Annotated in this window: 15 protein-coding genes and 5 pseudogenes; 11 read left to right on the forward strand and 9 right to left on the reverse strand. The window is 46.5% G+C overall.

Going from position 1 to position 19932, the window contains the following annotated elements; genetic code table 11:
* The first annotated feature begins 37 nt into the window (after nucleotides 1–37).
* The 3 genes and pseudogenes from HFV01_RS18080 (at nucleotide 38) to HFV01_RS18085 (ending at nucleotide 1719) form a co-directional block, all read left to right on the forward strand.
* A pseudogene (locus HFV01_RS18080) lies at nucleotides 38–646 on the forward strand (IS607 family transposase).
* Nucleotides 609–752 (forward strand): helix-turn-helix domain-containing protein, encoded by a 144-nt coding sequence (locus tag HFV01_RS30935; protein WP_230428137.1) that lies wholly within the window; start codon nucleotides 609–611, stop codon nucleotides 750–752. Before HFV01_RS18080 ends, HFV01_RS30935 begins: the two are co-directional and overlap by 38 nt.
* Entirely contained in the window at nucleotides 742–1719 is a 978-nt protein-coding gene (locus HFV01_RS18085) for an RNA-guided endonuclease InsQ/TnpB family protein (RefSeq protein ID WP_006669472.1), read from the forward strand. The genes HFV01_RS30935 and HFV01_RS18085 overlap by 11 nt, the downstream gene beginning before the upstream one ends.
* Nucleotides 1720–1742: 23 nt before the next feature.
* Here the strand turns inward: HFV01_RS18085 and HFV01_RS18090 are convergent.
* Nucleotides 1743–2118 (reverse strand): annotated as a pseudogene (locus HFV01_RS18090) (IS630 family transposase); the annotation flags it as partial.
* 104 nt (nucleotides 2119–2222) lie between these two features.
* Nucleotides 2223–3098: pseudogene (locus tag HFV01_RS18095) on the reverse strand (IS630-like element ISAtsp1 family transposase).
* 62 nt (nucleotides 3099–3160) lie between these two features.
* Between HFV01_RS18095 and HFV01_RS18100 the strand changes: the two are divergent.
* Both HFV01_RS18100 and HFV01_RS18105 read left to right on the forward strand, forming a co-directional pair.
* A pseudogene (locus HFV01_RS18100) lies at nucleotides 3161–3397 on the forward strand (zinc ribbon domain-containing protein); the annotation flags it as partial.
* A gap of 48 nt (nucleotides 3398–3445) precedes the next feature.
* The gene (locus HFV01_RS18105) at nucleotides 3446–3838 is read left to right on the forward strand and encodes a zinc ribbon domain-containing protein (protein WP_318286293.1); all 393 of its coding nucleotides are present in this window, start codon (nucleotides 3446–3448) and stop codon (nucleotides 3836–3838) included.
* Here HFV01_RS18105 and HFV01_RS18110 read toward each other — a convergent pair.
* The 6 genes and pseudogenes from HFV01_RS18110 to HFV01_RS18135 form a co-directional block, all read right to left on the reverse strand.
* Nucleotides 3790–4731, reverse strand: coding sequence for an alpha/beta fold hydrolase (locus HFV01_RS18110; RefSeq protein WP_006620584.1), 942 nt, complete (start codon nucleotides 4729–4731; stop codon nucleotides 3790–3792). The two genes, HFV01_RS18105 and HFV01_RS18110, sit on opposite strands and share 49 nt — an antisense overlap.
* 59 nt (nucleotides 4732–4790) lie before the next feature.
* Nucleotides 4791–5414 carry a hypothetical protein gene (locus tag HFV01_RS18115; RefSeq protein WP_006620585.1) on the reverse strand — a complete coding sequence of 208 codons (624 nt, stop codon included), beginning with the start codon at nucleotides 5412–5414 and terminating at the stop codon, nucleotides 4791–4793.
* A 74-nt stretch (nucleotides 5415–5488) separates the two neighbouring features.
* Nucleotides 5489–6622: a type II secretion system F family protein gene (locus HFV01_RS18120; RefSeq protein WP_006669468.1), complete on the reverse strand. Its 1134-nt coding sequence runs from the start codon at nucleotides 6620–6622 to the stop codon at nucleotides 5489–5491.
* Nucleotides 6623–6798: 176 nt separating this feature from the next.
* Complete coding sequence (locus tag HFV01_RS18125) at nucleotides 6799–7902, reverse strand: type IV pilus twitching motility protein PilT (protein ID WP_006620587.1); 1104 nt, start codon at nucleotides 7900–7902, stop codon at nucleotides 6799–6801.
* A gap of 117 nt (nucleotides 7903–8019) precedes the next feature.
* A pseudogene (locus HFV01_RS18130) lies at nucleotides 8020–8400 on the reverse strand (zinc ribbon domain-containing protein); the annotation flags it as partial.
* A 261-nt stretch (nucleotides 8401–8661) separates the two neighbouring features.
* The gene (locus tag HFV01_RS18135) at nucleotides 8662–10674 is read right to left on the reverse strand and encodes a GspE/PulE family protein (RefSeq protein WP_187758012.1); all 2013 of its coding nucleotides are present in this window, start codon (nucleotides 10672–10674) and stop codon (nucleotides 8662–8664) included.
* A 588-nt stretch (nucleotides 10675–11262) separates the two neighbouring features.
* Between HFV01_RS18135 and grpE the strand changes: the two genes are divergently transcribed.
* The 6 genes from grpE to HFV01_RS18165 all read left to right on the forward strand — a co-directional run bounded on the left by grpE (nucleotide 11263) and on the right by HFV01_RS18165 (nucleotide 17406).
* A complete protein-coding gene (gene grpE / locus HFV01_RS18140) occupies nucleotides 11263–12024 on the forward strand; it encodes a nucleotide exchange factor GrpE (RefSeq protein ID WP_006620592.1) in 762 nt (253 codons plus the stop codon).
* A gap of 163 nt (nucleotides 12025–12187) precedes the next feature.
* The gene (dnaK, locus tag HFV01_RS18145; protein ID WP_006620593.1) at nucleotides 12188–14164 is read left to right on the forward strand and encodes a molecular chaperone DnaK; all 1977 of its coding nucleotides are present in this window, start codon (nucleotides 12188–12190) and stop codon (nucleotides 14162–14164) included.
* A 184-nt stretch (nucleotides 14165–14348) separates the two neighbouring features.
* Nucleotides 14349–15479, forward strand: coding sequence for a molecular chaperone DnaJ (gene dnaJ, locus HFV01_RS18150; protein ID WP_006620594.1), 1131 nt, complete (start codon nucleotides 14349–14351; stop codon nucleotides 15477–15479).
* A 50-nt stretch (nucleotides 15480–15529) separates the two neighbouring features.
* A complete protein-coding gene (locus HFV01_RS18155; RefSeq protein ID WP_006620077.1) occupies nucleotides 15530–15790 on the forward strand; it encodes a sulfurtransferase TusA family protein in 261 nt (86 codons plus the stop codon).
* Nucleotides 15787–17007 (forward strand): ribosome small subunit-dependent GTPase A, encoded by a 1221-nt coding sequence (gene rsgA / locus HFV01_RS18160; protein WP_006669466.1) that lies wholly within the window; start codon nucleotides 15787–15789, stop codon nucleotides 17005–17007. The genes HFV01_RS18155 and rsgA overlap by 4 nt, the downstream gene beginning before the upstream one ends.
* Before the next feature lie 33 nt (nucleotides 17008–17040).
* Nucleotides 17041–17406 carry a hypothetical protein gene (locus HFV01_RS18165; RefSeq protein ID WP_006620596.1) on the forward strand — a complete coding sequence of 122 codons (366 nt, stop codon included), beginning with the start codon at nucleotides 17041–17043 and terminating at the stop codon, nucleotides 17404–17406.
* Nucleotides 17407–17493: 87 nt separating this feature from the next.
* On the opposite strand, the gene HFV01_RS18170 is transcribed toward HFV01_RS18165, so the two are convergent.
* The gene (locus tag HFV01_RS18170; RefSeq protein WP_006620597.1) at nucleotides 17494–19704 is read right to left on the reverse strand and encodes a molybdopterin oxidoreductase family protein; all 2211 of its coding nucleotides are present in this window, start codon (nucleotides 19702–19704) and stop codon (nucleotides 17494–17496) included.
* Nucleotides 19705–19932 lie beyond the last annotated feature (228 nt).

A 19932-nucleotide genomic window follows, 5' to 3' on the forward strand; every position in this document is an offset into this window, starting at 1 on the left:
TATGGTATAAGAAGCGAGAAGAGTTGAGGATAAACCTATTGCCAGATATGTCAAACCCAAGGAAGCGGCCCAAATCCTTGGAGTCCATGAAAGAATACTCCGCAGATGGGACGACAATGGCTCAATCGAGACCATCAGAACCCCCGCTGGGCAACGACGATACAACGTTGAGTCATATTCTGATTCCATATCAGGCAGTGACAAACGCAAAGTCGTTATCTATGCCAGAGTTAGTAGCCGCGCCCAGCAGTCCGACCTCAACCGACAGGTAACCGCACTGTCCAACCTCTACCCCGAAGCAGAAGTCGTCTCAGAAATCGGAGGCGGGCTCAACTTCAAGCGAAAGAAAATGCTGGCCTTACTGGGACATCATTTGTCAGGAGATGTCCGCATGGTTGTCGTTGCCCACAAAGACCGATTGGCAATATGGGGATTTGACTGGTTTCGATGGCTCTGTGAGTAAAACAGGTGCTCACTCATGGTTCTCAACCAGACAAGTCTCAGTCCAGAACCAGAAATGGTTGAGGACATCCTCGCCCTCCTCCACTGCTTTAGCTCCAGATTATACGGACGGAGTAAATACAAAACTCAGGTCAAAGAAGATCCGGATTTACCCCAGCCCCGAGCTAAATCAAGTCTGGCGTAAATGGCTGGCCGCTTGTCGGTATTGCTACAACCAAGCAATTGCATTATCCCGGAGTGGTAAACGACTAAGCAAGTTAAAGTTACGCTGCGGAAGTGATGCAGAGTGACTTACCCGAATGGGTCAAAGAAACACCCTGCCACATTCGGCAAAATGCCATCTTTGATGCCTATCTCGCCTTTTCAGCCAGTCCTGGCGCAAGGTTTAGGAGCTGTCGGGATAGTTCTCAAGCCATCAAGTTTAACGATGCTAATTTCTCTTCAGGGAGTTGGTATCCAAGACTAACGAAAGGATTAACTTTCATGGTTTCCGAACCCATCCCTAAAACTTGCGGGCAAGGGACTCAGTTGGTGTTTACCAAAGGTCGATGGTTGGCGATTTTCCCTGAGCCAGTTGCCGTTACCCCAACTGAAGCTACTGGCGTAATTGCATTAGACCCGGGTGTGCGAACTTTCATAACTGGGTTTGATGGTTCACGATTTCTGGAATTGGGCTCCGGGGATATTGGAGGCATTACTAGGCTATGTCAACATTTGGATGATTTGATGAGCCGAATCGCCAAGGAACCCTGTCGTTCAAGAAGGCGACGGATGAGGCAAGCGGCTCAACGAATGAGAACCAAAATCCGCAATCTAGTTGATGAAGCCCACAAACAAATTGCTCATTACTTGACTAATGACTACAGCATAATTTTTCTGCCCACCTTCGAGACTTCCAACATGGTTGCCAAGGTGAAGCGGAAAATCAAATCCAAGACTGCCCGCGCCATGCTGACATGGGCGCATTATCGATTCAAACTAACCCTGAGACATCAAGGGGAAATAACTGGAACCACAGTTGTAGATGTGACCGAAGAATACACCAGCAAAACCTGTACTCACTGTGGTCATGTGCATTCCCAGCTAGGTGGCTCAAAAGTGTTCCGATGTCCGGAGTGTGGGTTCACTCTACCCAGGGACTGGAACGGTGCTTTTGGAATCTTTCTAAAAGCTTTGCGGGATACCGCCTCTGTTACCTTAACGGGTAATAGTGCTATCGTCGCATTGTCAGGCAATAGCCGGATAAATGTCGCGTAAATGTATAGCATTAGTCAAGGTGGTTAGGACGCAGCTTTGAGAACGGAATCCATGGCATCATGGAGAGAATCAAACTGCTCACGTGCAGTGGCGAATACGGGCTTTCAGCCACGACCAACATTTCTCTATCTTGTTGAGGTCTGGCGAATAAGGCGGAAGATAGAGTAAACGGCATTGAGCTGCCTCCACCAGTTCAGCAATCCGTCCCCCTTTATGAAACGTTGCATTGTCCAATACTAGAGTCTGACCTGGCTTCAATGTTGGAATTAAGATGAACTCCAACCACAACTCAAACACTGTCCGATTACAACAACCCTCAAAGCTAAAGGGAGCTAAGAGTTGTTGATGACACCATGCGGCTATCATACTTACCCTGCCCTGCCTCTTCCCTGATTTGATATCAAGTTCGCTTAATCGGTTATAATATCAGTGACCAATGCCAAACTTGCGTTATGCCCAGACGAATTAGTATAGCTCCCCACTTATAGCATTAGTCAAGGTGGTTAGGACGCAGCTTTGAGAACGGAATCCATGGCATCATGGAGAGAATCAAACTGCTCACGTGCAGTGGCGAATACGGGCTTTCAGCCACGACCAACATTTCTCTATCTTGTTGAGGTCTGGCGAATAAGGCGGAAGATAGAGTAAACGGCATTGAGCTGCCTCCACCAGTTCAGCAATCCGTCCCCCTTTATGAAACGTTGCATTGTCCAATACTAGAGTCTGACCTGGCTTCAATGTTGGAATTAAGATGAACTCCAACCACAACTCAAACACTGTCCGATTACAACAACCCTCAAAGCTAAAGGGAGCTAAGAGTTGTTGATGACACCATGCGGCTATCATACTTACCCTGCCCTGCCTCTTCCCTGATTTGAGTGCATGGAAGCGTTTTCCTTCCTCGCAGTAACCATAAGGGTAATCCGAGTCCTGACTATTCATGCCGGCTTCATCGAGGTAGACCACTTCTTCCGGCTCCATCTGTTCAATCTGAGCCATAAACTCCTCTCGCTGTTGCTCATCACGTTCTTGGTAGCCGTAAGTTTTTTTCTGGTGAAGCCAATTTTCTTCAAGGCTCTGGATATGGTGCGAGGAGAGATGTCGTCATCCCAAAGTTCAGCCATTTGAGCTGCTGTTTTGTCGCCATGCTCTTGGGCAAAAGCCTTGAATTTTTGCCAGTCGGTAATTTTGTGGTTATTGCCAGGTCGGTGATGAGGTTTAGGGAGGAAGTCTCCGGTCTGTGCTTTTCTTTGCAGCCAGAGATTAATGGTGTTCCGGCTGACATGGAAAACTTGACTGGCTTCTGTTTTGGGCATACCGTCTAGTTCAATGGCATCAATAACTTTTTGTCTGAGGTCGTAACTATAGGGGGCTGGCATTTTTGGTCTTCTTAGTCATCTCGTCCTCTCCATTATACGTCCTAAGTATTCTGTCTTGTGCTATAGATGTGACGGAAGAATACACCAGCAAAATCTGTACTCACTGTGGTCATGTGCATTCCCAGCTAGGTGGCTCAAAAGTGTTCCGATGTCCGGAGTGTGGGTTTACTCTACCCAGGGACTGGAACGGTGCTTTTGGAATCTTTCTAAAAGCTTTGCGGGATACCGCCTCTGTTACCTTAACGGGTAATAGTGCTATCGTCGCATTGTCAGGCAATAGCCGGATAAATGTCGCGTAAATGTATCAGAATCAATCCATCGTTTGGGAAGATCTCAATGTGTCTGGGATGCTGAAAAACCGAAAGCTCAGTAGAGCTATTAGCTGGCAGGGTTGGCGGGAATTCAGGGTTTTGGTTAAGGCTAAATCTGAAAAGTTTGGTCGTCAGTTTAACGTCATCAATCGCTGGGAACCCACAAGTCAAATTGGTTCTGGCTGTGGGTTCCGATGGGGCCAGCTTGATCTCTCTGTCCGTTCAGTGCTTTGCATCAATTGCGGGGCCCAACAGGATAGAGATGAAAATGCAGCCCGAAATATAGAAATGGTCGGCATGGGGCATCGGCACGACCTTAAATGGACACAGAGGGAAGATAAGACTGGCTTGCAAGCACATCGAGCGCGAAGTGTCAAGAATCACCGTAGCTTCAGCCCGGTGAGTATGTCAACTAAAACCCAATTTTGAATTAGGTTGTTGACCTGTTCGGGTATTTCATCATGGGGACAGTGACCAGCATTTAAAAAATATTCCGTCAGTTGGGGGTAATATTCACGAAAGCGATCGCTTCTCGCGCGACAGTTCATCCAAGGATCTCCTTCTCCCCATAACATCAACAGTGGACAGCGAAGACGCGATAATAAAACATCTACCGGATCTCCCTGACGACTCTTAAACACCGATGCAAATACCTTAGCCGCGCCGGGAGTGCAGGAAGGACGATATATTTCCTCCACCAGGCGATCGGTAACAGCACTTTGATCCAAATAAACTTTTTGCAGAGTTTTCCGAATTACTGAACGTCGCCTAGTCCATTGGAAAACCAAAAAAGTCGTCCAGTCCTGAATTAGGAGTGATCGCATCATTCTCGAGGTCTTTTGTTTCCAGGTAGGCGGTTCTATCTTAGTCTGAGTATCCGAAAACGGACCCGCACTATTCAATAAAATCAACCCCGCCACCCCATCAGGATAATCCGCCGCCACGCACAGACTAGCATAACCCCCCAACGAATTACCCGCCAAAACCGTTGGCCGTCCGATCACCTCGGTCATAAAATCATGAAGCTGATCGCGCCACAACTGTCCAGTATATTCCCAATCAGGTTTAGCCGATCGCCCAAACCCTAACAAATCAATAGCCCACACATCAAACTCAGAACTTAATCCCTCAATATTCTTGCGCCAGTGGTCTGTCGATGCACCGAACCCATGCACCAACAATAAAGAGGGGCGTTGGTCAACCTTTGTCGTTGCCACATCCTCACCCGCTGAACCTTCTCTGACATAATAAATCAATTGATCGCGCCACTTCCAATAAGTCCCCTCATAGGAGTTCGAGTCAGTTACTAAAGTAGTTTGCATTTTACTTAAATTCGTTAATTTTATTGGATGTTATACAGCAAAGATTGATTAATAACCACTTATTGATTCTCTCCAGGTAATCCACGCCAAGGCTGGTATTCTTCCAAATCAATCTCATCAAGAGTTGGTCCCTCTGAAGGCTCAACCGTCATATTTGGATGTTGCACCACACAAGCCAGATGAGCCCCTTGTAAACCCCGTTTAATCCGTTCTGGAGTTTCTGCAAACAGCACAAATAGGGGGTAAATATTTTCAGCCTCTTGGGAATACAAATAACTATAATGATGAGGCATCACCCATTCATAGCCACTATCCAAGTAAACCTGAGTTAATCTCCACCGCCTCAGTAAATCCGAAAGATCTTCGTGGGGTTTATGAATAAAAATCAATATTTCCGAGCCGACTTTAACCTTCCATTCTGGATCGCACATCAACACCGCAATATCACAGGGAAGACAAACAGCTTGATTTGGGCTAATAGTAATATGATTATGCCCCGCATAGGAAACACCATTGCGTAACCTGACAATGGGTAGCGGCAGAGTGATCAAACTTTCTTCCGGGCGGCGCAGACTGGGAATCATTTCCCAATAAGGTCGATGCTGTTGCAAAAGATTAATCATTGTATTTGCATAGCTGTATTCAGACAGCAAAGTTTCATAATGGGATTGTTGAACTGGCATTTTTTAAAAACCTGGTAACATCTTTTCCGACCACAGGAGAAATTAATTTCCCCGGCGATTTGGTGTCGTAGCACTTATAAACTCTCAAACACCTTAAACATTGGCAGATACATCGACAGCAGTACAGAAGCCACAATACCCCCTACTACTACAATCATTAAAGGTTCTAGCGCACTGGTTAGAGATTTTACCGCCTCCTCAACTTCCGTTTCATAGAAAGCGCCTACTTTCATTAACATTTTATCAAGTTCCCCAGATTCTTCTCCGATCGCAATCATCTGAATCGCCAAACCTGGGAACACATTTTCTTCCTGTAAAGCCAGACTGATCAATCCCCCCTGTTGAATCTCATTTCTGGCGTACTCAATGGCATTAGCGATCGCCTGATTACCAGCTACATCTCGGACAATTTCCATAGAGTTCATAATCGGCACACCAGAACGAGTCAGACTACCAAAAATAATACAGAAACGCGCCACCGCCGACTTTTCCAGAATCGCACCAAATAGGGGCAGTTTCAAGTAAATCTTATCAAAAAATAACCGCCCAGAGTCAGTTTTATAAGCCACAGTATAGGCAAAATAAATACCAATCAATGAGCCAATTACTATAGCTTGGGGAATAGGCGGCCAAGTCGTACAAAAATCACTGATTTTCAGCATCATCACCGTAAACAGAGGTAACTCCACCCCAATTTGCTCAAAAATACCCGAAAAGGTAGGTAGCAAAAACGTAGCCATACCAAAAAACACAGCGATCGCAATAAACAATACTGTTTTTGGATAAGAAGTTGCCGACTTAATCTCACTCTGAGTTTTATGGTTTTTTTCCATCATCACCGCCAGACGTTCTAGGGTTTCATCCAAAACCCCCCCAGTTTCTCCTGCCGACACCATACTCACAAAAAGCTGGTCAAACACATCAGGAAACTTTCTCATTGACGATGATAATTCCTCCCCTTCTTCCACATCAGCACGCAGAGTATTAATAGCCCTTTTTAGCTTCGCATTTTCACACTGTTCTCCCAGCACACTTAAACAGCGAGCCATCGAGATACCTGCATTAAACATAGCCGCAAACTGACGGGCAAAGATCGCGAGATCTTTCACCGTAATCGATGCCATCGCTACATTCAGATCTTCCTCGAATTTCTTGAAGTCAAAGCCTTGTTTTCGAGAGTGGCTCTTGACCATCCTATTAGTTGTCATATCTCACCTCTATTTATATAGATATAATTGTCAGTCTCCCATAGCACACCAAGTTCGCAACTATAGCAACCCTAAAAAAGGTAGTGACCAACCCCACTTATATGAGAGACTACAAGCAGGGGGGGGTCTGAAAAACTCTCCTTTTTAAGGATGCTTACCTACCTAACTTGGTGGTATTATGCTTTCACCTTCTGACCCTTACCAGCCTTAGGCTGAGGACCAATGAGCCGTTCAAGTTCATCAGGCTTAGAGCTCTTACTCATAGCAGCCTCCCAAGTAGCCTTACCTTCTTGATAAAGTTTGGCCAAAGACATTTCCATCGTCTGCATTCCCAATTTAGCCCCCATTTGGATCTGGGAGTAAATTTGAGAAGTTTTTCCTTCCCGAATCAAGTTACCCATAGCCGGAGTATTAAGCATAATCTCCATAGCCGCACAACGACCGCCACCAATTCGCGGTACCAGGTTTTGACTACAAACCCCCACCAGAGAACCGGACATTTGCGCCCGCACCTGCGGTTGTTGAATAGGGGGGAATACATCCAGCATCCGGTCTACTGTTGCTGAAGCCGAGTTAGTGTGCAGAGTTCCAAAGACCAAGTGACCCGTTTCTGCGGCCGATATCGCCAGACCGATAGTTTCCAAGTCCCGCATTTCCCCCACCAGAATAATATCTGGGTCTTCACGCAAAGCCGCTTTGAGCGCATTAGCAAAACTCTTGGTATCCTCACCCTTTTGGCGTTGGTGAAACAGACTCTTGATATTAGGGAAAACATACTCAATGGGGTCTTCCACAGTCAGGATATGTTCTGAGCGTGTGCGGTTGATCAAGTCAAGTAAAGCGGCCATTGTGGTAGTTTTACCGGATCCTGTCTGTCCCGTCACCAGAACCATACCACGAGGTCTTTCGGTCAAATCCCGCAGGATTTGGGGAACCCCCAACTTATCAGCATTGGGAATTTGAGAAGCCAAAGCTCGCAGACAAGCAGCCCAGCAACCCCGTTCCCGGTAGACATTCACCCGGAACCGAGCCAGTCCCTTAACCCCATAGGCGCAGTCTAGTTCCCAGTTTTGCTCCAACTGCTTACGCTGCATATTATTGAGCATCTGGAAAATCAAAACCTGCACCTCTTCAGCAGAGAGAGTTTCTCCAAATTGGGGTTGTGGAGTCAGTTTCCCGCTGACGCGGTAAAAGATAGGCGCTCCTGCTTGAATGTGAATATCTGAGCCTCCTTGTTCAACCAAAGACTCGAGAACATCCTCAATCATCAAACCACGCATAGATAAACCTCCAATGGAATTTGAGTTTGTACCTTATCGATCGCTTGCGCGCGTCCCAACACACGGAAGGGGGAACATAGCCAGAATTTTTCTAAACTTTCATCCCACCTGATACATTTACGCGACATTTATCCGGCTATTCCCGGACAATGCAACGATAGCACTATTACCCGTTAAGGTAACAGAGGCGGTATCCCGCAAAGCTTTTAGAAAGATTCCAAAAGCACCGTTCCAGTCCCGTGGTAGAGTGAACCCGCACTCCGGACATCGGAACACTTTTGAGCCACCTAGCTGGGAATGGACATGACCACAGTGAGTACAGGTTTTGCTGGTGTATTCTTCGGTCACATCTACAACTGTTCAGTTATTTCCGCGCTTATGTCTCAGGGTTAGTTTGAATCGATAATGCGCCCATGTCAGCATGGCGCGGGCAGTCTTAGACCTGATTAGACGCTTCACCTTGGCAACCATATTGGAAGTCTCGAAGGGGGGCAAAAAATCAGGCTGTGTTATGGGATGGCCAGGGATGCGACCCAATCAACCAAGGGGTTGAAGTCCTCACCGGGTAGTCCCCACGCCCATTTCAGCTCGATTTCATACCCGAAGGTCTCGCACCATACTTGGTATTATACCGTATTGCCGTAAAATGTTAACCTAATTTGAGATTAAATCATGCTCCTTCTATTGTGAATGATTTTTTGTCCGGGTGGGTTCATAACGTGATCTCAAGTTCCCAGCCCAAGACTACTCAAAGGCTGTTTACATAGTAAACCGAGGAGTCAAACAATAGGGACAGTCCAACCATTCCGGCTTTAATTCCGCCGCACATCCTTTACAGGTCAAACCCTGCTTCCGTTTAGCCTTCAACTCCGATTCCAGAGCCGAATCTGTAAAGGTTACCCGTTCCACCTCCTCAAAAGTTGTATGGCCTTCACGCACCAACTGCAAACTGTAGGCTAAGAGAGTTTTCATCCCTTCCTCAACAGCAGCCTCCTTAATTTGTTCAGTGGGCGCTCCCTTAGTAATCAGAATTTGCATCCGCTCGGTTACTTTAAGGAATTCATAAACCCCAACCCGGCCCTTATAGCCTAGACCACCACATTTTTTACATAACTCGTCGCGATCGGCTAGTCCCCGGCGTTGATCTGCCGGAACAGTATTTGCCTTATAGAAAGTAATATCCACCTCCCCAGAAGCAGAAAGACCATAACGACCAAATTCTTGGGGAGTTGGGGTATAGGGTATACGACATTCAGTACATACCCGCCGCATCAAACGTTGAGCCAGGATACCCAACAGAGCGGCAGAGACCATGAAAGGTTCAACTCCCATCTCATCCAAACGAGCGATCGCCCCCGCCGCATCATTAGTGTGAAGAGTAGTTAAAACCAAGTGTCCCGTCAGAGCCGCTTCAATAGCAGTTTTCGCCGTTTCCAAGTCCCGCGTTTCCCCCACTAGCAAAACATCAGGGTCTTGTCGTAAGAATGCCCGCAGGATATTAGCAAAAGTCAAATCTTTTTCCCGAATCACCTGACATTGGGTAATACCAGGTAGAGCATACTCAATCGGGTCTTCCGCCGTACTAATATTAATACCCGGATCATTGCGCTCTGCCAAAACCGAATACAAGGATGTAGATTTACCAGAACCCGTAGGTCCTGTTACCAAAATCAACCCAAAAGGACGACTAGCAGTTTCTCGGACCATTTCCAAAGTTTCCTGGTCAGAGATCAACTTATCCAAACCCAATTGAGTCGAAGAACTATCAAGAATCCGCAGAACAATCTTTTCCCCATAGCGACTCGGCAGGCTATTGACCCGAAAATCCACCGTCCGGCCCTGATAAATCCGACGAATCCGGCCATCCTGAGCTTGGCGACGTTCAGCGATATCAAGATCGGCAATAATTTTAAAGCGGGAGGTAATAGCAGAAATCACCTTTTTCGGGAAACTAAAATATTCCTGCAAAACCCCATCTTTACGCATCCGAATCCGCATATCATGCTCTTGGGGTTCCACATGGATATCAGAAACACCCTCGGACAGAGCTCTCGCCAGAATCACATTCACAGCCTTAATAACTGGTGCAGTTTCCGCCTCTTGGAGCTGTGCATCGAGGTTCATGTCTCCCATGTCCTCAGAGGCTTCTACCAGTTCTACATCCTCAAACTCACCCTCGCCAAACTGGAGTTTTCTCTCTTCCTCCCGAGCCGCTTCTACTTGCTTGCGCTTAACTTCCTCCTCACCGTAGGCTGTAATCAGTTTGTCATAATCTTCTTGAGTAATAACCCGCCGCTGTAGTTTCCATCCTACCGGACGCAGGATTTGGTTTCTCAACTCATCCAAAGCACTCAGGTTATCTGGGTCAACCATTGCCATCATCACGCTAGGAGTTGGCTCCGACTCGATGATTTTCCAAGGCACAAAACGATGTCGTTTGCAGGTCTCAATAGAAGTTTCCAGCTTTTTGATGATTTCTTCTAGTTCAGCCACCGAAATCTGATCTATTTCTAGGTCAAAGGCCTCAACCCCATAGACAATTTTTAACTCAAATAGCTGTTGTTTTTTATAGTGACGGGCTAATTCCGGGGGTAGAGGCTGACCGGTAATGGATTCGAGAACTTCGGTGAGAGGTTTTCCGCCACGAGAGTCCTGAATAGCCTGCTGTAGTCGCTCAGGGTCAATATATCCTGACTGAATAAGTTTATTACCAAAGGGAGTTGCACTTTGAGCAACAAGAGCAGTTCGCCGGGGGGATGATGTATTGGTCATAGCTGGAGTCAGGTCCTTATGTCTAGGCTTCCCCAAAAAGTTGGGAAAGTTTCTTGGGTGAGTATGGAAGTCTCACTGTTAATTTACAGTTTAACCGCTGGTGCTATATCCACAACTAGGGACTGAGGACATTAGCCCTATTTACCTGGTGCTAAAGCTCAACTTGCCAACGGGTGAATATGTTTTCCTGTCGCCGTGGGTGATAGGTTTATTTTGACACTTCTCGCCCTAAAGGGTCGAGGATTCTTCGTTCATAGACTTAACTTGCTCTAGCAGGATTACTCAAACCAGAGTAGAGGTCAAATCTCCCCAAGGGTTTGGATTTATTATCCAAGTTCCCACCTGCCCCGTGGTACTCAAGACAATTTCTTTGGTAAGGTAACCGATCGCCGGGTAATTGTGATTATATGCAGCCGAGGGCATGAAAGTGTTACTATGGGATGATTTTAGGTATTTGAAGCCTATTGGATGCCTGAACGAATCGCGCCTGTAGTATTAAAATGGATCAAGATCACGAAAGCACGTTAACGGAGAGCGGAGTTTTCCCTAGGCTGTAGGCTCAGGGATGCCGTCGCTCAATTTTCTATTATGGACGATAACAAGCAGGAAGACATGGTTCCTAATTCGACAAGTGACAAAATAGATGAGACTACAGAACCTGTAGCATCAGATCCTGGGTCTGTTGATCCTGAACAGATTGACCAACAAACGGATACTGAATCTGATTTAACATTGGAGCAAGCAACGATCGCTGATGATGGTGAGGAAGCGAAGGACGCGGAAATGAGTTCCGATCCGATTTATATTGCCAATGAACAGCTTAATGAGCAGTTGCAGACCATAGCTCAAGCGCGAGAGTCCCTTCAGACTCAACTGATGGATATGACCAGTCAATATCAGCGACTGGCTGCTGATTTTGAGAACTTCCGTAAGCGCACACAGAAGGAAAAAGAAGACCTCGAACTCAATATCAAGTGTTCCACGATCGCGCAGCTTTTGCCAGTGATCGATAACTTTGAGCGAGCCAGAGCCCATATTAAACCCCAAAATGATGGTGAAATGAACATTCACAAAAGCTATCAGGGGGTTTATAAACAGATGGTGGAGTGTCTCAAACAAATTGGAGTATCCCCCATGCGCCCAGAGGGTGAACAGTTTGATCCTAATCTCCATGAGGCGGTGATGCGCCAACCGACGAGTGAGTATCCAGAGGGAACAGTGATTGAAGAACTGATGCGGGGGTATATACTAGGCGATCGCGTCTTACGTCATGCCATGGTGAAAGTAGCTACAGAACCAGAACTCTCAGATACCACAGAGGAGCCACCAGCAGAAGGTTCTGAGGATTAATCGCCTAAATAGGACTCAATGGGCGCAACTACTGCGCCCTAAGTGTTATACAGCCAGGGAAAGGGGGGTAGACTTATGTAGTAAGTGGGTCTAGCTTCTAGGCTCTTATGTTAGAACGGGGATGGCTCTACCATTCATTGCACAAATTTATCGATGAGGAGCTATGGGAAAGGTCATTGGCATCGACTTAGGTACGACTAATAGTTGTGTGGCGGTTCTGGAGGGGGGTAAACCTGTAGTTATTTCCAGTTCAGAAGGGGGACGGACTACACCCAGTATTGTGGGTTTTGGTAAATATGGCGATCGCTTAATTGGTCAGCTTGGTAAACGACAAGCGGTGACTAATGCTGAGAATACCATATTTAGTATTAAGCGATTTATTGGCAGACGCTGGGAAGATACGGAAGTGGAGCGATCGCGAGTTCCCTATAAGTGCGTCTCTGGTAAAGATAATACAGTAGATGTCAAAATTCGTGATCAGGTCTACACGCCGCAAGAAATATCGGCGATGGTGTTGCAAAAACTCAAAGAAGATGCCGAAGCCTATTTAGGGGAAACTGTTGATCAAGCGGTGATTACGGTTCCGGCTTACTTCACAGATGCTCAACGCCAGGCCACCAAGGATGCGGGGACTATTGCGGGTTTAAATGTGTTGCGTATCATCAACGAACCCACAGCAGCAGCCCTATCTTATGGTTTGGATAAACAAGACCAAGACCAAACCATTCTGGTTTTTGACCTAGGGGGAGGCACTTTTGATGTATCTATCCTCCAGTTGGGAGATGGAATTTACGAGGTAAGATCCACATCTGGGAATAACCACCTGGGAGGGGATGACTTTGATAACTGTCTGGTGATGTGGATGGTAGAAACCTTTAAAAAACAAGAAGGGATTGATCTAACATCGGACAAAATGGCTCTGCAACGGATGCGCGAAGCAGCGGAAAAAGCGAAGATCGAACTTTCTAATCGCACCAAAACCTCGATTAACTTGCCATTCATCAGTGCTGATGACTCAGGACCAAAGCACCTAGAACTAGAACTGAGTCGCTCGGAATTTGAAACTTTAGTGGGAGACCTGGTAAAAAGTACCCTCGAACCAGTAACCCAAGCCCTCAAAGATGCCAGTTTAGAACCCCAGGATATTGATAAAATCATTTTGGTGGGAGGTTCAACCAGAATTCCCGCAGTACAGCAAGCAATTAGTAAACATTTTGGCGATCGCAGTCCCGATCGCTCTGTTAACCCCGATGAAGCGGTAGCCCTAGGAGCAGCAATCCAAGCCGGGATTTTGGGAGGAGAAGTCAAAGACCTACTGCTTTTGGATGTCACCCCTTTGTCCCTGGGTTTAGAAACCCTAGGGGAAGTGTTCACCAAAATCATCGAACGCAATACTACCATTCCCACCAGTCGTTCCCAAATGTTCTCCACCGCCACCGACGGACAAACCTCTGTGGAAATTCATGTGCTGCAAGGGGAACGAGCCATGGTTAAAGATAACAAAAGCCTGGGTAAGTTCCTACTGACTGGCATTCCTCCCGCTAAACGGGGTGTGCCACAAATTGAGGTATCTTTTGATATTGATGCTAATGGGATATTGAAAGTATCTGCTATAGATCGTGGCACAGGCCGAGAGCAAAGTATTCAAATCACCAATACCGGAGGACTGAGCGAGACGGAAATTGAGCGAATGCGACAGGAGGCAGAGCTTTACGCCGAGGAAGACGAAGCCCACAGACTGATTGCCGAGTTGAAAAATCAATCCCAGACCCTGTTCTATAATTGTAAGGTGACATTAAAGAACAATGCCAAAGCAATTAGTAATGAACTTAAAGAGCGAACCCGAACCGAAGCAGCCGCTTTAAAGAAAGCAGTTAACGACCCCAAAATCTCTTTAGGGGATATGCAACGACAAGTTGAGAGTTTCCAAAATTTGCTCTATGAGCTAGGTTCTGCGGTTTATGCAGCACATGAGCAGGGAGATAGGGGGAATGGGTCAGCGACTGAAGAACCCCAGATGCTAGACTCAGAAGAAGATGAAAGCACAGACTCTGACATGGACTCTGAAATCGGCAATAGTGACGAGACAGAATCTAAAGAATTAGAGGGCTCTGAGAGCCAAAGTCTGGGTGGTTCATAGAGATAAGTTGACCGCTAACGGTTAAATGGTCCCATTAAAGGTTGGGATGTGGGATGATGTAAAATAGGGGTTTCCCTAAACGGTGGGGTTGGTAGTTTATGCTTAATCCAACCCCTAGTTAAGGAAAGACCTAACTCTAGGTTTGTTCTGTAGTTTTAGTAATTAATTTTTAGAAAAAAGCTTTATGGCAGGCGATTACTATGATGTCCTCGGTGTCTCCCGCGACGCAGACAAGGAAGAAATTAAACGAGCTTACCGTCGTCTGGCTCGTAAATATCACCCGGATGTAAATAAGGAGCCGGGGGCTGAAGAAAGGTTTAAGGAAATCAACCGCGCCTATGAGGTGCTTTCGGAACCGGAAATCCGCGCCCGTTATGATCGCTTTGGGGAAGCTGGGGTATCTGGTGCTGGTGCAGGGGGCTATGGTCAGGACTTTGGCGATAGTTTTGCTGATATCTTTGAAAGTTTTTTCAGTGGTTTTGGTGGGGGTATGGGCGGCCCTACGGCAGCCAGACGACGCACGGGACCTACGCGAGGGGATGACCTGCGCTTAGATTTGCGCTTGGAGTTTAAAGAGGCTATTTTTGGCGGGGAAAAGGAAATCCGTATCCGTCACTTAGAAACCTGTGAGACTTGTAATGGGACGGGGGCGAAGCCGGGAACTTCTCCTAAAACTTGTTCTACCTGTGGGGGTAGTGGTCAAGTGCGGCGGGCGACTCGTACTCCCTTTGGTAGCTTTACTCAGGTTTCGGTTTGTCCTACCTGTAATGGTACTGGACAGATGATTGAGGAAAAATGCGTCAGTTGTGGTGGAGAAGGCCTGAAAGAGGTAACTAAAAAGCTGAAAATTACAATTCCGGCTGGGGTAGATAATGGCACGCGGTTGCGGGTATCTAATGAGGGAGATTCGGGAAAACGAGGTGGCCCGGCGGGGGATTTGTATGTATTTCTGTCGGTGGACTCGACACCGAATTTTAAACGTGATGGTATTAATATCCTGTCGGAGGTGAAAATCTCTTACCTGCAAGCGATTTTAGGCTGTACTTTGGAGGTGGAAACGGTTCAGGGTACGACTTCTTTAACTATTCCGGCGGGGACACAACCGAATACGGTGCTAACTCTGGAAAATCAGGGTGTCCCTCGTTTGGGAAATCCGGTGAGTCGGGGAGATCACTTGATTACAATTTTGATTGATATTCCTACCCGGATTACTAATGAGGAGCGAGAACTTTTGGAACAGTTGGCCCAAATTAAGGGAGAACGTACCGGAAAAGGAGGCCTGGAAGGGTTCCTTGGTAATTTGTTCCAAAAGTAAAACATTCGATTGATGGCTTGGATTGATTGTTCCTTTTGTGTGAAGAGTCTATGACTGGTTCAGATACTTATTCGGCTGATGCTAAACTTGATTTGCGCGGCACCCCCTGTCCGATTAATTTTGTGCGGACTAAGTTGCGTCTGCAACAAATGACACCGGGGACTTTGCTGGAGGTGTGGTTAGATGGCGGCGAACCTATTGAACAGGTTCCTGATAGCTTGGTGATGGAAGGATATGCTATTGAGGAGGTTTGCGATCGCGGAGAGTTTTTTGCGATTATGGTTCGTTGTCCGCCTGTGAAGAGTTTATGACGGCTGATCGCATAATGGGAACGGTAGTTGCTGGTCAGGCTAATTTTTATCAGGTTTGTCTGAGTCCTGACCAGTCTCCGTCTGGGAATGGGGCCGGGGGGGAAGCTAAACGGATGACTTTGCTTTGTACCTGTCGCGCTCGTTTAAAGAAAATTGGTCAGAAGGTGATGGTGGGCGATCGCGTGGTGGTCTCCTGTCCAGACTGGCAGGGGGGTAGAGGGGTGATTTCTGAGATTTTACCCCGTAAAACTGAGCTGGCGCGCCCTAGTATTGCTAATGCAGACCATTTATTATTGGTGTTTGCAGTGGCTGAACCCGACCCAGATCCGGTGACTCTCAGCCGCTTTCTACTCAAGGCGGAGTCTACTGGGTTGGAGGTGAGTTTGTGCTTTAATAAGTGCGATTTACTGCCCCCTGATAGCCTCCGACAATGGTACGATCGCATGAGAGGCTGGGGATATGACCCTTTGATGATTAGTGTCTATCATGGGGTTGAATATCGCTTTGAGGGCGATCGCATGGAAACTTCGCCGACTCTGAATTTATCATCAAATTCGGCTGGGTTGGACAAACCCGGTTTCGGGGAAAGTTCGCCTTCCCTCACTAGAGATGGTGATAGAAACCAGGTTTCTGGCACTGCTAATTCTCTGCTGGATCGCTTGCGCCTGAAAACTACGGCTATCTCTGGTCCGTCTGGTGTGGGGAAGTCTAGTTTGATTAATAAACTGATTCCTAATAGTCATTTGCGGGTGGGGGAAGTGTCGGGAAAATTGGGGCGAGGACGGCATACTACCCGCCATGTGGAATTGTTTGAATTACATAACGGGGGTTTCCTGGCTGATACTCCGGGGTTTAATCAACCGGAATTGCAATGCGACCCTCACCAGTTGGGTAATTATTTCCCGGAAATTCGCGATCGCTTAACTAAGGGTAAGTGTCAATTTGATGATTGTTTGCACCGCGAAGAACCATCATGTGTGGTGCGTGGAGACTGGGAAAGATACCCCCAATATCTCCATTTTCTTGAGGAGGCGATCGAGGCTTGGGAAACGTCTCAACATCAACCACTAGAGGAGGATCGCCTCAAATCTAAAAGTAAATCTGGAGGGGGAAAACAATATGAACCTAAATTGCAGTCTAAAAAATATCGCCGATCTTCCCGTCGCTTAGAACACCAAAATTTACAACAACTTTGTGAAGATTTGGATGAGGTCTAAAACAACTTATCTATTAAATGGAGTAGCCGAGCCATGTCAGATTCTCCAACTACTACAGGCGCAATAACCACCGGATTAGTGATTGGTTTATTGTTTATGGGGGGCTTTTTTTGGGTAGGCTATTCGCTGCCATTTAGTCTGCTGTGTAGCTTTTTGGGTGGTGTATCTGCTTATCAATTAATAACTTGGTGGCATATAGACTCTCTGCCAAAGATTGAGGAGTCTAATTCCTCGAACCCAGAAGTTGGCAAGGTGTACAAGTCGATTCATAAATTTTTGTTTAAATCTCAGTATAATAAACAATCAAAAAAACTTGCCCATGAGCCAGTTTCTAAAGGTCCTGTGTCTCTGATGGGATGGGTTTTAAAAGAACATTCCAAACGCAATACAGATAATTAATCATCAGGAGAAACCGGGTTTTGGGGTTGCTATGGCAGGAAAAACCCGGTTTTAATAATTCATCATGTACCCTCCCAGCGGAGGTATTTAGACGGGAATAGTTGGATTGATTTTTTGTTGGTTAGGTTGGGTTTGTGAAGTTGGTAATAATTCGGGGTTAACTATTGATAATTGTACGGCACAGGCTTTTAATTCTGGTTGTTTAGACTCAGGACAACATTCAGGGTGAGTCATGGCGTTGGCTTCGGTATTATCTCCCCATAAAGCGCCCCAGTGCATGGGTACAAATACAGTTCCCGGTGCGATCGCTTTAGTAATTTGAGCGGGAAAATAAGCCTTTCCACGGCGCGATCGCACTTGCACTAAATTGCCGGATTCAATGCCTAATTTCTGGGCATCTTTGGGGTGAATTTCCATAAAAGGAGTGGGGTGCATTTTGCGGATTTTCTCAATTCTCCCGGTTCGTGTTTGAGTGTGCCAATGGCCGTATAATCTCCCCGTTGTCAACACTAAAGGATAATCTGGATCTGGGGGTTCAGCTAATCCTTTGGAGTAATAAGCCGCAAATTGTGCGCGACCGTCAGGGGTATTAAATCGTAAATCAGTATATAAACGTTTAGGGGTGCGATTAATTTCGGTTTCCGTCTCAGGACAAGGCCATTGAATAGGACCAGAAACCATTAAACGATGATGACTCAACCCAGATAAATCGCAGGGACGGTTACGAGTTAAGCGGACAAATTCTTGGTAAACTTGAGCGGAATTAGCGAAATTAAATGGTTTTGGAAAACCTAACCTCCGCCCTACTTCGGCGAAAATTTCCCAGTCGGCTTTAGCTTCTCCTAGGGGTTGACGAAAAGCCTGACATAAAGTGACGACCCGTTCAGAATTAGTCATAGTCCCGGTTTTTTCTCCCCACTGGGCGGCGGGTAGTAAAATATGGGCATATTCAGCGGTTTCTGTAGGATAATAAGCGTCCTGATAAATGGTAAAAGGCGATCGCATTAAAGCCGCTTTAGTCCTTTCTAAATCCGGCATACTGACTGCTGGATTAGTCGCCGCCACCCATAATAACCCCACTTTACCAGTTTCTAATCCGGTAATCATTTCCCAAGCATTCAAACCCACTTGGTCAGAAATCTGACCGGGTTCTAGTTCCCAAAATTGCTCAACCTCTCTCCGGTGTTGGGGATTTGTGACAACTCGATAACCGGGTAAAATATGGGCAAGTCCTCCCGCTTCTCTACCTCCCATAGCATTAGGTTGACCTGTTAAAGAAAAAGGACCCGCCCCAGGTTTACCAATATTTCCAGTCATCAAATGAAGGTTAATCAGAGTCCGCACTTTCGCAGTCCCTTCGGAAGACTGATTTATCCCCATTGACCACATAGATAAAACTCGTTGAGACTCACCCCACCACCTAGCAGCTTGTTCAATATCATCCAGACGAATACCACAGGTTCTGGCTACTAATTCCGGGGGATAAGATTGGATTACCTGCATATAATCAGGGAATCCTTTGGTACATTCATCAATAAATAAAGAATCTATAAAACCCCAACGCATTAAGAGGTTTGCTATACCATTAAGTAGGTCAATATCGGTTCCGGGACGGATGGCTAAATGTAGGTCTGCGGCTTCAGCGGTTTGGGTGCGGCGAGGGTCCACCACAATCATTTTGACTTGGCGATTTTTCTTATGGTGAACCCGCAAACGATTAAAAACTATGGGGTGACATTCAGCGGTATTAGTGCCAATTAAAAAGGCACAGTCGGTTTTTTCTAGGTCGTCATAACAACAGGGGGGACCGTCTGAACCGAAACTTTTGATATAACCGGAGACGGCTGAAGACATACACAGGCGGGAATTGGCATCAAAATTATTGGTTCCCAAACAGCCTTTAATTAGCTTTTGGGCGATGTAATAGTCTTCGGTTTGGAATTGACCTGAACCATACATACAGATAGCATCAGCCCCCATGGTGTGGCGGACGGTTTGAATGCGGTTGACAATAAGGTTATAGGCTTCATCCCAGGTGGCGCGACGAAAAGGTTGATCGAGGGTCTCTCGGATCATGGGATATTTCAGGCGGTTTTTGTCTATGGCTTCGGCAATTGTTGCGCCTTTGACGCAAACTTTACCGAGGCTGGAGGGGTGAGTGCGATCGCCTCTAACTTGCCAAATTGGATTTCCTTGGGAGTCTCTATTTGTCGCTTTTCCGGGTTGTGCGGGGGGTAAAACTTCTAAGCCGCAACCAACACCGCAGTAAGGACAAAGAGTTTTTGTTAATTCAGTCATTTTAGATTAATGGGTGGTAATTGTGGCAGTTTTGATTATAGTATATCAGTCACCTATTTGCTGGCAATTGGGGGGAGTTGACTGTGATTAATTATCTGCTAAAATCAGCCAATTAATTAATCAATCCACCCCAACCGGAAGTTAATCACCGTAACCACGGAGGATAGTCATCTAGGAAGGATAGGGAATTATTGTCGGTTCAGGGGCGAGTAGCTAATTTGATGCTAG

It is taken from the genome of Limnospira fusiformis SAG 85.79 (genome assembly GCF_012516315.1).
GTDB lineage: Bacteria > Cyanobacteriota > Cyanobacteriia > Cyanobacteriales > Microcoleaceae > Limnospira > Limnospira fusiformis.

What these genes read in the sequence shown, in the direction of transcription:
- HFV01_RS18085 (WP_006669472.1), top strand. Translation starts at nt 742, where the DNA reads ATGCAGAGTGACTTACCCGAATGGGTCAAAGAAACACCCTGCCACATT.
- HFV01_RS18105 (WP_318286293.1), top strand. Translation starts at nt 3,446, where the DNA reads ATGCTGAAAAACCGAAAGCTCAGTAGAGCTATTAGCTGGCAGGGTTGG.
- HFV01_RS18110 (WP_006620584.1), bottom strand. Translation starts at nt 4,731, where the DNA reads ATGCAAACTACTTTAGTAACTGACTCGAACTCCTATGAGGGGACTTAT.
- HFV01_RS18115 (WP_006620585.1), bottom strand. Translation starts at nt 5,414, where the DNA reads ATGCCAGTTCAACAATCCCATTATGAAACTTTGCTGTCTGAATACAGC.
- HFV01_RS18120 (WP_006669468.1), bottom strand. Translation starts at nt 6,622, where the DNA reads ATGACAACTAATAGGATGGTCAAGAGCCACTCTCGAAAACAAGGCTTT.
- HFV01_RS18125 (WP_006620587.1), bottom strand. Translation starts at nt 7,902, where the DNA reads ATGCGTGGTTTGATGATTGAGGATGTTCTCGAGTCTTTGGTTGAACAA.
- HFV01_RS18135 (WP_187758012.1), bottom strand. Translation starts at nt 10,674, where the DNA reads ATGACCAATACATCATCCCCCCGGCGAACTGCTCTTGTTGCTCAAAGT.
- grpE (WP_006620592.1), top strand. Translation starts at nt 11,263, where the DNA reads ATGGACGATAACAAGCAGGAAGACATGGTTCCTAATTCGACAAGTGAC.
- dnaK (WP_006620593.1), top strand. Translation starts at nt 12,188, where the DNA reads ATGGGAAAGGTCATTGGCATCGACTTAGGTACGACTAATAGTTGTGTG.
- dnaJ (WP_006620594.1), top strand. Translation starts at nt 14,349, where the DNA reads ATGGCAGGCGATTACTATGATGTCCTCGGTGTCTCCCGCGACGCAGAC.
- HFV01_RS18155 (WP_006620077.1), top strand. Translation starts at nt 15,530, where the DNA reads ATGACTGGTTCAGATACTTATTCGGCTGATGCTAAACTTGATTTGCGC.
- rsgA (WP_006669466.1), top strand. Translation starts at nt 15,787, where the DNA reads ATGACGGCTGATCGCATAATGGGAACGGTAGTTGCTGGTCAGGCTAAT.
- HFV01_RS18165 (WP_006620596.1), top strand. Translation starts at nt 17,041, where the DNA reads ATGTCAGATTCTCCAACTACTACAGGCGCAATAACCACCGGATTAGTG.
- HFV01_RS18170 (WP_006620597.1), bottom strand. Translation starts at nt 19,704, where the DNA reads ATGACTGAATTAACAAAAACTCTTTGTCCTTACTGCGGTGTTGGTTGC.